Here is a 12083-nt window from a genome sequence, read left to right on the forward strand (position 1 = left end):
GCAAAGGCCGCACAACCACGCAGCCCCAACACCGCTGCCGGGATCACTGGCCCTGATGCGCGCGCCGGTAAGCGGACGGGCTGATCCCGACCTGCTTGCGGAAGGTCTTCTCGAAGTGGCTGAGATCGGCGAAGCCCAGCATCAGCGCCAGCTCGGTAATCGGAAGCCTGTCGCGGTGGGCCAGCAAGCGCTGGGCATGGAGGATGCGCAGTCGGGCCTGCAGCATCTTGAAGCTCATGCCCAGCTCGGTGCGGAACAGATAGCCCAGATGCGAGGCGCTGGCGTGGCTGAGAGAGGCCAGACCACCGATGCTCAGCGGCTCTCCATAGTGCCGCGCGAGATGCGCCAGCGCACGGCGCAGGCAAGGGTGGACCGATCCCAGTGCTTCCTGATCATCGGCGAAGACCCGTTGCGCCCAGTCCGGCGCCTCGATCGGCCCGGGAGCCGATACAGGCGCCTCCGATCCGCTTCTCGCGGACCCCGCCCCCTGCCCGGAGCCAGCGATCCACGGGGCGTAGCGTTGCACATCGCTGCACCGGATCGGCAGGCCGTCGGTCATGACCACCAGCCGCATGATCACGCGCTCCAGTTCGACAAGGTTTTCCGGCCAGTCGTACTGCTGCAGCAGCGCGATGAGTGCCGGACTCTTCTTCTGCGCGGGGTCGAAGCCATTGCGGCGCAAGGTCCAATCGACCAGCGGCTCGATATCGGTCCGGCGCAGGCGCAGCGGCGGCACGGCGAGATTGAGCATGTCGATCTCGGCCAGCAAGGCCCGTGAAAAACGCCCGTCAGCCGCTGCATCGACGAGGTCTTCGCAGGTGGAGGCAATGACCCGGACATCGCCGGCTCCCGGCCCCTTCAGCCATTGGCCGAGGTGCGAGCGCATATAGAGCGGCAATCGCTCCTGATGGCAGCGGGCGAGCCGTTCAATACCATTGAGGAACAACGTCCCGCGCTCGGCTGCGGAAAACCACGCGGCCGGATCCCCTCGCGGCTCGGCACAGTTCACCTCGACAAGGGGGCCGCGCGCCCGTTCGCTCAGGCAATGGATCGACAATGCCGAAAGCAGCTTCTCCGTCCCGAATTCGCCCGTCAGCAGCACGGGGAGGTCGCTCAGGCTGGCGCGTTCCAGCGCGGTTTCATGCGCAAGCAGTGCCGGACTGCCGCCCACGAACGCCAACGGGACGCCATATTCAGCCATGCTCCAGCGCTCGACTTCGGCGCGGCGGCAATAGCGCGCGAATGGCGGAGCCAGCTGCGCCATGGCATCCTGCGTTGCAAAAGCATCGTTGCTGCCTTGGTCGAGATCGACTTCGATGAGGCCGATCGTGGCCGGACCATAGCTCAACCGCTGGCGCAGGGGCGCGCCGCGCGCCCATTCGCGCTCTGCTCGGCTGCGCTCCACGTAGAGACGGCGGCCCAAAGCCGGGTTGTCGAGGCTCACCCGTGCGGCCCTGATCGCCTCGCCGCGCATCAGAAAGTCGGCTACCATGCCCAGCGCCTGCTCGATGTAGCGTGCTCCGACGGGCAACTGGTTGAAGAGATCGGCCGCAGCCGGTGTGGCGGAGTTGTCATGGCCGATCATGCCGGCGATCCGCATGCCCCGTGCCCCGCCTTGCGTCCGCACAACGTACGGCAATCTCCCCAAGTCCCGATTGGTGCCATATACGATCCTGCCAGCTGCGCCCTGCTCGGCCCGCATCGGTGATCGCCCCCCGGCAACAGGGCCAAGGTGCGGATCACCGAATTGGGGCAAGGACCCAAGCGGCGGACAATAGGCACATCAGGTGCCCGCCGACATGACCGGCGCCTGATCAAATGCCGATGATATGCCGATAAATGCGGTGCCTCAATCGGTTGCTGGCCGGCCTGACGGGCACAGCGAGATCCCCATTGTAGCGACGATGCGAGGATGGCTGCAGCGAGCGCGTCATTGGGGCCCGCAGCAAGCGCTTTGCCGACGGACTGAACCGAAGCTGGAACTTTGCTCCCATTGATTCGCTGAAAAGGCAGCTGCGCCGCAGACAGTCCCGGGCTGCCGGTCAGCCCGGCACATGCGATCGGGTCAGGTCGCTTGCCGCCACCAGCGCGGCAAGGACGACGTCCAGAATGTGCGGGCGCCCGGGCCCTCTGCCTGCGGCGATGTCTGTGGATCGTTCGTCTGCACCCGCTCGTCCCACCCGGCCAGTGCGAGCGCAGCCATGAAGCGCTGCGCATCGTCTCCATGCACAAACGGGTGGCCCAGCCGCTGCTCGCGGCCGCTATCATCAGGCGACAAGGCCTTGATCCGCGCGCAGGCGCTGCGAGCGGTCGCCATGTCCCCGGCATTGGCGGCGCAAGCGGCAACGATACCTTGCAGGAAAACATAGTCCGGCCGCCGCGCCGCAGCCGCCCGCGCCGCACCCAGCGCCTGCTCGGGACGATCGGCCAGAAACAGCGCGATCGCTTTCGACCACATCCACAACCAGTCGTGCGGGTCGTTCGGACTCAGCTGGAGCGCGGAATCGGCCAGTGACAGGACTTGCCCTGTATCGCCCCCGCCAAACGCCATGAGCCGGGCCAGTTCACCTAGGGCCTGCGCATTGCCGGGGCTCAGCTCCAGCGACCGCAGTTGCGCCGCGAGTGCCTGTTCATGCGCGCCCTGCTGCGCCAGCACGATCCCCATGACATGGAACGCCATCGCAGACCGGTTGTCTGCGGCAAGCGCGCGGCGCGCATAGCCGTCGGCCTTTTGCAGGAACCACGCCGGATCCGGGCACCCGCCCGACCACTGCTGGCCTAGCGAGGCCATCGCCAGCAGCGAGAGCGCCGCCGCGTCTTCGGGCTCTTCGATCAACGCCTGGAGGAGCAGCGCGTCGGCCTGTTCGAGGTCATCCACCTTGCCTTTCCAGATATGGAACCGGGCGCGGATGAGCAGATTCCAGAAGTCGCGACCGGGCGGTGTACGGCGACCCTCGAGCTGTTCGTGATGCAGGATCGCCGGCCCGATCGCACCGGCAATCTCCACGGCAAGCTCCGTCTGCACGGCGACCAGATCACCGATGGGCCGCCTGTACCGCGCGCTCCAGATCGTCTTGTCGCTCTGCCCGGCCACGAGGGTGAGGAGCAGATGCAGTTCTCCGGCAAGGCAGCGGATCTGCCCTTGCACCAGATAGCGCACGCCGAGGTCTTCGCAGGCCTGGCGCGCACCGCCGGCGGCGGGGCGGTAGGAGAGCGAGGAAAGCGGCGAAATGGTGCGCAGCAGCGGCGTGCGTGTCAGGTTGGCAATGATTTCCTCGGCCATGCCTTCGGCCAGATCCCCTTCATCGCCGCCGCGCTCGGGCTGCCGGAAGCGGAGCACGGCGAGGCCGGGGATCGTGGCGGCTGCGCCCCGCACTTCCGCTGTCGGCTCCGACTGCGCGGCTTCGCCAATTTCTCCCGCGAAGAAGATCGGCCGATCGATCTGGCCAAGCAGCCGGTAGCCGACTTTCTTGAACGTCTCGATCTGGAACCGCTCGACCCCGTCGGCGCAGGCCAGCTTGCGCAAGCGACCAACCACGCGGTTGATCGCGTCCTCGCCGACGATTCGGCCGTTCCAGCAGAGCTGGACAAGGGCATCGCGGCTGACCACCCGGGGCGAATGTTCGGCCAGCACCACAAGAACTTGCATCACACGCGGCTCGAGATGATGCACGGTGCCAGACCTGACGCGGCATAACGAGGGTTCAACCGCCAGCCCACCGAGCTGAAAGGGCCGCTGCTGCGCGAGATCGATCGAGCGCCCGCCAGATGAATGGGACCTGGAATGCATCAGAATAGAGGCCCGAAGCGCTGATTTCAGGCGAGGATAGCCACACTGAAAATCATTTGCACCAAAAGAGAAATAGTTAACGGCGTACAATCTCGTCCAAATTCGCGATGAATTCGGGCGAGTCCTGGAAATGGGCATCCATGCTGATTGAAGTCGGTCGCGGTGCCGTACATCGCGGGCTGTCCGGGCAACCGGAGCTCGTTCACCCGGCCCACAAACGACGCAGGTCTGCACCGCGGGGGTGCCCGAAGGCAAAGTCTGTTTCGCTTGTCAGTTTGTCTGGTGCGCGACGCAGTCCGTAGCGAGCAGCTCTCCCGCTGATATTCCCTGTTTTCGAAGGATTATCAGGGAAATCATCAATTTTGAGGCAACCGGCACCCCCTCTGAGGGGTTCGCAATCCGCAGAAATCCGGCATTTGCGCGGCAAACTGGCGGTGCGCGGAACAGGGAATTCAGTCCTTCAGATCAGGGAAATCCAGCCAGCATAACTGGGAATCGCTAGCGCTTGAACAGTGAACGCTGCCGTACAGACGGAGCCGCATTGAACGCGTGTTAAGCGTCTGCTCGCTCAACGCGCAGAAGCACCATGGCAAAACCGCCTGCCTGACCGAGCACCTGCTCGGTCATGACTTCGACGTCTGCGCAGGCGCGAGCAGACAGCCACGTTTCTGGCTCGCATTCCTCGATCTCGGTTCGCTCGCCTGGTTCATGATTGCTCCCAGCGGCAATGGAACCGTTCGGGACGGGTTGCCCAATAGGCACTTGGATCCAAGGAAACTCTGCGGACCGATACACACGCAGGATCCGGCCGTGCTGGAGGATGAGGACGGCGATATCAGCCCGCGAGGCCGTGACATAGACACGCGCCATCGCTTCCTTGCTGACAGCGAAGTTGCGGGCCAGACTGACAATCTCGTCTAGGTTGGGCTCGCGTGCGGTCATCGCTTTGCGGACCTTTGCTGCTGGCATCAGCAGTGCCGCAGCAAACCGATTGGCTTCGGCCTCAATGCGCTTGTGCCGATCGGCTGCCTTTGTATCCGTGTGGCTGAGATCATTCAGCGCGCAGGAGAGTGGCTGTCCGGGTACCGGGCGGTGGGTCTCGATCAGGAAGTGCCCCAACTCATGCGCAATGGAGAACCGCTCACGCTCACGCCGGCGGCCCTTGGCAAGCAGGATCGCTCCTTGCGCCTTAAGCACGTCCATAACGATTGCCGCCTCGTACGCAGATGTCTCAACACGATTGATTGAGTGGATGTCGAACGCGGCGCACAGCGCATCGAGGTCAAAATCAGGAGCGAGGTCTGGAAGCAGCTCGTGGATCTTCTCCGCCAGTGCCAACGGTGAACCAATACCGTCGAGATCGATCCTGCTCAGGCTCAATCGCTCGAGCCCCGGCTTTTCTTCATTGACTCCATTAGCAGCCGGATCGTCTCGCGGTCCCGCTCGCCGAGCTGCTTGAGGTCGCGAAACATCGCGATCATCTCGGGAGATTCCTCACTGCTGTCAGGCCCCTCGCCAACGAGATCTGCGACTCGCACCCGGAAATACTCGGCGAGCTTGACCACCAGCTCCATCGACGGGTTGGCGGTGCTGCCCTTCTCGAGGTTCCAGACATGCGCCTTTGAGACGCCCACGGCATCGGCAACGTCCTGAAGCGAGCGTTTCTGGGCGATTCTGAGGTCGTGAAGTTTGCGGGCGAAGGACATTGGAAGCGATGCCGTTCAATCGGGTTATGCACATCCATACGCCCGGGATTGACATTTGCAAGCGTTCAATCTATGTATACGACATCGTCAAGAAAGAGGTCGCCATGTCCGCTCCCCAGGTTGTCGAACGCCATATCTCGTCGCTGAAGGCCTATGCGGGCAACGCCCGTACCCACTCCAAAAAGCAGATCCGCCAGATCGCGGCCTCGATCGAGCGCTTCGGGTTCAACAACCCGGTGCTGATCTCGGACGAGGGTGAGATCATCGCGGGCCACGGCAGAGTCAGCGCCGCGAAACTGCTGGGGTGGAAAGCGGTGCCAACCATCGCCCTCTCACACCTCTCGGAAGCTGAGCGCCGGGCCTATGTGATCGCTGACAACAAGCTGGCGCTCAATGCAGGCTGGGACCGCGATATCCTTGCGATCGAGCTCCAGGCATTGGTCGACTTTGACTTCGATGTGGAGCTGACTGGCTTTAGCCTCGCCGAGATCGATATCGTCCTCGATGCGGCAAGCGAAGCGGACCCGGACGGTGTAGCGGACGAAGCGGATGTGGTAGTTGTCGCGACCGGACTTGCCGTCTCAAGCCCTGGAGATCTCTGGCAGCTTGGCCGGCACAAGCTGCTTTGCGGTGATGCGCGCTCGGACATCGACTTTGCCGCGCTGATGGGCACCGAGCGCGCCGACCTCGTGTTTACAGACCCACCCTACAACGTGAAGATCGATGGCAATGTCTGCGGCCTCGGGTCTGTGCGGCACCGCGAGTTCGCCTTCGCCTCTGGCGAGATGAACGAGAACCAGTTCACGAGCTTCCTCGCCGAGACACTTGGCAACGCCGCTGCGGTCATGCGCGACGGTGCCATTGCCTTTGTCTGCATGGACTGGCGCCACATGGGCGAGCTGCTCTCGGCTGGACGCTCTGTCTTCACCGAGTTCAAGAACCTCGTCGTCTGGAACAAGACCAATGGCGGCATGGGCGCATTCTACCGCTCAAAGCATGAGCTCATATTCGTGTTCAAACAGGGTACCGCCGAGCACACCAACAGCTTCGGTCTTGGAGAAACGGGCCGTTACCGCACCAATGTGTGGGACTATGCAGGCATCAGCTCGATCGGGGCCAATCGGTCTGAAGAGCTGGCGATGCACCCGACTGTGAAGCCGGTCGCGCTCATTGCTGATGCAATCCGCGACTGCTCCCGCCGCGGTGAGATCGTGCTCGACTGCTTTGGCGGCTCCGGCTCGACGCTGATTGCGGCAGAGAAGACGGGCCGTGCAGCACGCCTGATCGAGTACGATCCGCTTTACTGCGACACGATCGTGCAGCGCTGGGAGAAGCTCACTGGCAAGCGTGCCACACTGGCGGTCACGGGCGACACCTTTGAGGACCTCGCCGACTTGCGGTTGGGTCCGGACCTTGGTGCGGAGGCTGCCTGATGAGCGAGGGAAGTCCGCTTGTTCCCTACGAGGTCGGTTATGGCCGGCCGCCTGAAGAGCACCGCTTCCGCAAAGGCGTGTCCGGCAATCCTGCCGGTAGGCCAAAGCGCGCCAAGCCCCAAAAGAAGCAAATCAACACCGGGTTCGGTATGAAAGCCGCTGAAGAGTACCTTCGGCTCGAGGCCTATCGCCCGGTCATGGTCCGCGAGGGTGAGCAGGTTATCGAACTGCCAGCGATCCAGGCGGTGTTCCGGGCGATGGGTGTCGCCGCAATGAAGGGCAATCGCTTCGTCCAGAAGACTCTTGCCGACATGGTCGCGCGCATGGAGGCCGAGCATCACGCGTCGCGGTTCGAGCTGTTCGGGACGATGTTCGAGTACCAGCATAAGTGGCGGGAGGAGATCGAACGCTGCCGCAACGCGGGCCTCCCGGAGCCTCAGCCCATCCCCCATCCTGACGACATCCATCTTGATCCCAACACTGGGGATGCTCGGGTGATGGGACCGAAAACCCATGAACAGAAGCAGCGCCAGGAAGAGGCGCTGGCCCGCCGCGCGGAGGCGCAAGAAGAGGTCAACTACTATGCAGACAAGTACCGCCGGGCCCGCGATCCTGATCGCAAGGCCCGGTATCTCGAGGAGTGGCACTTCGAGCAGCGCATCTTCGATATCATCAACGACGCGATGGGGCCGCGGTACAAGGCGAAGCTTGATAATCGCTCGTACGCAAAGGGGGCATCGCGGGAAGGCAAGGCCTTAGCCGAGTTCAGGACGAGCAAGAACCGGATCGGTACCTAAAGCCAGCCCCATAAAGCTGCCGATTTGGGCGCCACGGAATATCCGGCATGCAGCGCACAGTCTCCAGCCTCCAACCGCTCGACTTGGGACTTAGCGGCCGTTCCTGAAAGAACTGCTGAGCGTCAGCTCGGGCCGAAACCCGCCATTCCGAAGTCAGAAAGCAGCCGGGCGTCGCTGGCGTCACTTACCGTCGCCAAATCCTCTGATTGTAGCGCTCATATGTGAAAGCTCTCGGGCAAACAGAAAATAACCATCGTAAACAACGAATGTCGGGGTAATGGATTGTTAAATTTAGGTGCCAAATTGGCGCATACACCAGAGTTTTATACTCCCAAAGAATTTACTGATCGCCTGTTGCGAAGCGAGGCAGGAGAACTAGATATCTGACGCAACCGCTTTTTTCTACTCGGGGAGTGGGGAGTTGGAGTTTCTTGGCGACGGGCTCGATGACGTTCTCAACGACCTATACGATGCTCTCCTGAAGGACGGAGTGCACAATACCAGCACGAACGGTGGATCTCTTGAGTTCCTCGGTGTGACCCTCCGTATTGCCAAGCCGCGCGCTCGGCTGAGTCGGTCTCAGACGCGAGGCCGTCCGTTCAGCGCTCTCGGCGAATTGCTGTGGTATCTCTCCGGATCGGACGAGGCTGCCTTCGTCGGAGCCTACATTCCTTTCTACGTTAAGGAGGGTAAGCCACCCATCGTCAACGGGGCCTATGGCCCCCGGATCAGGTCGCGGCACGGCTTCGACCAGCTTCAGGCGGCGATTGAAGTGATGCGGCGCAAGGATGGCAGTCGTCGTACCGTCATCCAGCTTTACGAGGCCAAGGACCTCCTGGCGGAAGATGGCGTCGACATCCCCTGCACCACCACTTTGCAGTTCCATCGGCGAGGCGGCATCCTCCACATGTCCGTGACGATGCGCTCGAACGACGCCTATCTCGGCCTCCCGCACGACGTCTTTTGCTTCACGATGCTGCAGGAACTGGTGGCGGCCGAACTTGATCTCGAACTCGGCGAATACATCCACATGGTCGGCAGCATGCACCTGTACGACTGCGACCGAGATAAGGCCGGACGGTACAGAAGCGAAGGCTACCAGCGTGCCGCCGAGATGCCGGTCATGCCCCGATCACAGCCCTTTCGGAAGATCGAGGATCTACTCGCGTTCGAGCAGAAGGTCAGGGCCGGACAGCAGGTTGATCCGGATGCAGAACTCGGCGATCCGTACTGGTCGGATATCGGTAGGCTTGTTCAGATCAGCTTCGCAGGACAGGATGACGAAGCCATTAGGGAAATCTCCGAAAGAATGCATGACAACATCTATCATTCCGCGATCGAAGATCAGCGCGACCGCATCGCCGAACAGGTTCGCAAGGCAGAGGAAAAGATGCAGCCGGAGGACCGCCGATGAAGTGGCCCAGTCGTCAGCAGCGAAAGCAGCAGATCTCCACCCAGCTACTCGCACACCACCAGAATGTTCGCCCGTTGCCTGGCATCGCCAATCCCGCTGCCCGCGACACGCTCGCCATGCAGATCGTGGCGAGCCTTCGGCGGGAGGAGTATTTCCAGGTCATCCAGCGGCGGGGCCCGGTCGGTGCTGATCGCGCCAATCCACACCTCGACAGCTTCGAGGCGGAGCAAGGTGTCGTCCATCTTCTCCAGCAGAACGCCTATGACGAGGCTGCATGGCTCGTCTTCCTGATGGTTCATCTCGCCAAGCCGAGCGAAAGCGGATGGCGGCGGCTGCGTGATATCTACGGCATGCTCGGACAGGGACGTTGGACCTGGGCGGCCGTAAGCGCCAATCCGGCCGCCTTTGAGCAATGGTTGGCCGCCAATTGGCGGTCGATCGGCGGCAAGTTTGGCAACCATCGCAAATACGAGAGTTTAGAGCCGGGCAAGCAGCGGGCGATGGGCCCTGCAGTAGTGACCTACGTGAACTGGGTGAACGCTGCCGGTGGCCATCAGGCGCTCTTTGCCCAGATTGTCCTTAACGCCGGCAACGATCCGCATGTCATCTTTGACGCATTCTACCGGTCGCTCCCCGTCAAGGGATACGGTCGACTGGGCAGATTCGACTGGGCAGCTATGTTGTCCCGCTACGGCTTCGCGCCGGGCGAGGCCGGTTCGGCCTATCTGAACACAGCAACTGGCCCCAAAGGAGGAATGCGTCTCCTATTCGCCGGGAACAAGGATGCAAATGTCGCGCCATCGACACTCCAGCATTGGCTCGACGAGTTGGATGCTACCCTGCAGGTGGGCATGGAGGTGCTGGAGGACTCGATCTGCAATTGGCAGAAGAATCCGACAGTCTTCGAACACTTCAAGGGATAAGGTTCCGGCCGCGGCGTGCGGCCGGAAGGGTTCAGATTGCTTCCTGAATCTGTTCCCAAGTCCAAATCCGGCGAAGACGACGCAGGGCGCCCGGATTCACGATCCCGCGATGCTGCAGTTGGCCGAGAATGAGCCCCGGGGCCACCCCCAGTGAGACGGCAAACCTGCGTATAGAAGCGTCGTCTGGGCCGATGCTCAGCAGCTCGGCCTCGCGATTTTGCGGGACGATTATTGCAGTGGCGAATTCGTTCGCCTCCTTCTCACAGGGATCGTCCCCCTCCATGCCCTCAATATCGACGAACGAAGAGGCCTCGTGCAGAAGCAGGTGGCCGATCTCGTGGAAGAGCGTGAACCAGAAGTGGTCGTCCGCCCGATGCCTGAAGCTCATTAGGATCATCGCCTTGTCCGGCGCGATCATTCGGCTTGCGCCGCTGGCGCGGCACCCCTTTGGAGCTTTTACGACTACGAGCGCGACGCCGGCGTCGGCCAGCAACTTCACCAGCGGCGGCATGAACCGGTTAGGCTTGCTGATCCTCGACAGCGCACGAATTTCTCCGAGACGGGCCCGGAGCGCATCACTCGACCAAGTGGCCGTCTGTCGGAGGTTAGCATTGAGTTCGCCTTCACGCAGCCACATCGACGTCGCACCGTCGTGCTGCGTAAACGCCAACGATCGACGGAACCTCGCCTCGCGCTGATGGGGGCCGTAGCGCGCATCCCAAGACTTCAGGGTGCTGACGCCAAAGTAGGCCAGACGGCGCTCGAGTTCGATCGAGCGCATCTTCACCGTGATCCGACCCTTGCTACCGGGAGCCGGGATGCGGTCCAGCCAAGCATCGGCTTCCTCGTCGGATAGTAGATTGACTGCCTGAGCCAAAGCTTCCCGATATTTCGCCTGCCGAGTCTTCCAGAAAGTCGTCGATCCGCCGAGCATGCCAGATAACGCGTCCGCAGTAGCGTCGTCGATGGCTCCGAACCCGCTCATAAGGTCACGAAGCTGGGTTATGCCGCCTGCCAGCCGCCCAGAAAGCGCCTCAGCGGACACGCCACGTCGACGCATTGCCGACAGCACGCTGTCGCCCGGTCTGGAAAACCAGTCCTTCTCTTGCCGCTGAACATCGACAATCGTCATCACGAAATCTCGATCAGCATAATCCGCCGCACCTGCCCCCAAGCGACACTACCATCGACCTCCCGTGGTATTTTCTCGCCTACCGCATTGAACACTGCGCGGTAGTGTGTACCGAATGAGAAGGAAAGGGAATCCCCTGCTAAAATATCGCCGCCTCGAAAGTCGATCAACTCGTCAACTGTAAGGAAAGATTCGGCCTCCGCCAAAAGCTCATGCAGCTCTGCAGCGGGCCCGGGACCAAGCTGAGCCTGGGCCTCCTCTATCCTCGTGCAGACTGCCTTCAGCTTTTTCGTGTTATAGGAGACGTTCAGCATGACGCCTCGCAGACTTCCCCAGAAGGTCCGCGTGCCAGCGTGGCCACTGTCCGGATCGCCGATGCCAGGTTCACTACGGCAGTGGCGAACCATGGGGCTTGGCAGCCTGCTTGGCTCGAATCGTCTCGATGCGATCCCAGTTCCGCTTTAGCTCGCCGTCGCCAGCCTCGTCCATATTGATCTCAGAGGCGCTGCACAATGCCGCCAGCGTTACCATCACGCCACCTACCTCGAGATCCGGAACGCCGACCGGCCGGCCATAGACATAGTCAACCAGCGCCAGCGCGTCCTCACGGGAGCACCCGTTAGCCTGTGCCAACTCCAGCGCCTCCTCGAGAAACCGATGCGTCCGTTCGGCGCGATTGGACCAGACGGTGATCGGAAAGCAGGCCTTCAGCCAGCTCTCGACCCGTTCTTGGAAGGATGTGATGCTCAAGTGCCCCCCTATGTCCTTGTTATACTTTGCAGGGGCTAAGCCGCACAAGAGGTTATGTAAGCGGCGTGTCTAGGACTAAACTTCAGGAATAGCCTGAAGACGAGCAGCGATGAAATAGGTCGCGCGATGGCGGCGGAC

11 protein-coding genes are annotated in these 12083 nt (G+C 62.0%); 4 read left to right on the top strand and 7 right to left on the bottom strand.

Annotated features, from left to right (window positions below; translation table 11 throughout):
- Positions 1–43: 43 nt before the first annotated feature.
- The 4 genes from NDB2M1_RS19315 to NDB2M1_RS19330 form a co-directional block, all read right to left on the bottom strand.
- Positions 44–1600 carry a helix-turn-helix domain-containing protein gene (locus tag NDB2M1_RS19315; protein WP_072384404.1) on the bottom strand — a complete coding sequence of 519 codons (1557 nt, stop codon included), beginning with the start codon at positions 1598–1600 and terminating at the stop codon, positions 44–46.
- Between the two features lie 465 nt (positions 1601–2065).
- On the bottom strand, positions 2066–3673 hold the full coding sequence (locus tag NDB2M1_RS19320; protein WP_171955453.1) for a winged helix-turn-helix domain-containing protein: 1608 nt from the start codon (positions 3671–3673) through the stop codon (positions 2066–2068).
- Positions 3674–4342: 669 nt separating this feature from the next.
- Positions 4343–5170 carry an ImmA/IrrE family metallo-endopeptidase gene (locus NDB2M1_RS19325; RefSeq protein WP_072384406.1) on the bottom strand — a complete coding sequence of 276 codons (828 nt, stop codon included), beginning with the start codon at positions 5168–5170 and terminating at the stop codon, positions 4343–4345.
- Positions 5167–5496: a helix-turn-helix domain-containing protein gene (locus NDB2M1_RS19330; protein WP_072384407.1), complete on the bottom strand. Its 330-nt coding sequence runs from the start codon at positions 5494–5496 to the stop codon at positions 5167–5169. Before NDB2M1_RS19330 ends, NDB2M1_RS19325 begins: the two co-directional genes overlap by 4 nt.
- 8 nt (positions 5497–5504) lie before the next feature.
- On the opposite strand from NDB2M1_RS19330, the gene NDB2M1_RS19335 reads away from it, so the two are divergent.
- From NDB2M1_RS19335 to NDB2M1_RS19350, 4 genes are all read left to right on the top strand, one after another.
- Complete coding sequence (locus NDB2M1_RS19335) at positions 5505–6929, top strand: site-specific DNA-methyltransferase (protein ID WP_253185991.1); 1425 nt, start codon at positions 5505–5507, stop codon at positions 6927–6929.
- The gene (locus NDB2M1_RS19340) at positions 6929–7726 is read left to right on the top strand and encodes a DUF5681 domain-containing protein (RefSeq protein ID WP_072384408.1); all 798 of its coding nucleotides are present in this window, start codon (positions 6929–6931) and stop codon (positions 7724–7726) included. Before NDB2M1_RS19335 ends, NDB2M1_RS19340 begins: the two co-directional genes overlap by 1 nt.
- Before the next feature lie 421 nt (positions 7727–8147).
- Complete coding sequence (locus NDB2M1_RS19345) at positions 8148–9140, top strand: thymidylate synthase (protein ID WP_072384409.1); 993 nt, start codon at positions 8148–8150, stop codon at positions 9138–9140.
- Entirely contained in the window at positions 9137–10063 is a 927-nt protein-coding gene (locus NDB2M1_RS19350; protein ID WP_072384410.1) for an alpha-glutamyl/putrescinyl thymine pyrophosphorylase clade 3 protein, read from the top strand. The genes NDB2M1_RS19345 and NDB2M1_RS19350 overlap by 4 nt, the downstream gene beginning before the upstream one ends.
- A 31-nt stretch (positions 10064–10094) precedes the next feature.
- Here NDB2M1_RS19350 and NDB2M1_RS19355 read toward each other — a convergent pair whose 3' ends face one another.
- The 3 genes from NDB2M1_RS19355 to NDB2M1_RS19365 form a co-directional block, all read right to left on the bottom strand.
- Positions 10095–11195: an ImmA/IrrE family metallo-endopeptidase gene (locus NDB2M1_RS19355; RefSeq protein ID WP_072384411.1), complete on the bottom strand. Its 1101-nt coding sequence runs from the start codon at positions 11193–11195 to the stop codon at positions 10095–10097.
- Positions 11195–11509 carry a hypothetical protein gene (locus tag NDB2M1_RS19360; RefSeq protein WP_072384412.1) on the bottom strand — a complete coding sequence of 105 codons (315 nt, stop codon included), beginning with the start codon at positions 11507–11509 and terminating at the stop codon, positions 11195–11197. Before NDB2M1_RS19360 ends, NDB2M1_RS19355 begins: the two co-directional genes overlap by 1 nt.
- A 73-nt stretch (positions 11510–11582) precedes the next feature.
- Positions 11583–11945: a hypothetical protein gene (locus NDB2M1_RS19365; RefSeq protein WP_072384695.1), complete on the bottom strand. Its 363-nt coding sequence runs from the start codon at positions 11943–11945 to the stop codon at positions 11583–11585.
- Positions 11946–12083 lie beyond the last annotated feature (138 nt).

Origin of the sequence: Novosphingobium sp. NDB2Meth1 (assembly GCF_900117425.1) — a bacterium.
Taxonomy (GTDB): Bacteria; Pseudomonadota; Alphaproteobacteria; order Sphingomonadales; family Sphingomonadaceae; genus Novosphingobium.

Excerpts from the sequence above, each read along its gene's own strand:
- NDB2M1_RS19315 (WP_072384404.1), bottom strand. The coding sequence starts at position 1,600 with ATGCGGATCGCCGGCATGATCGGCCATGACAACTCCGCCACACCGGCT.
- NDB2M1_RS19330 (WP_072384407.1), bottom strand. The coding sequence starts at position 5,496 with ATGTCCTTCGCCCGCAAACTTCACGACCTCAGAATCGCCCAGAAACGC.
- NDB2M1_RS19335 (WP_253185991.1), top strand. The coding sequence starts at position 5,505 with ATGCCGTTCAATCGGGTTATGCACATCCATACGCCCGGGATTGACATT.
- NDB2M1_RS19340 (WP_072384408.1), top strand. The coding sequence starts at position 6,929 with ATGAGCGAGGGAAGTCCGCTTGTTCCCTACGAGGTCGGTTATGGCCGG.
- NDB2M1_RS19350 (WP_072384410.1), top strand. The coding sequence starts at position 9,137 with ATGAAGTGGCCCAGTCGTCAGCAGCGAAAGCAGCAGATCTCCACCCAG.
- NDB2M1_RS19355 (WP_072384411.1), bottom strand. The coding sequence starts at position 11,195 with ATGACGATTGTCGATGTTCAGCGGCAAGAGAAGGACTGGTTTTCCAGA.
- NDB2M1_RS19360 (WP_072384412.1), bottom strand. The coding sequence starts at position 11,509 with ATGCTGAACGTCTCCTATAACACGAAAAAGCTGAAGGCAGTCTGCACG.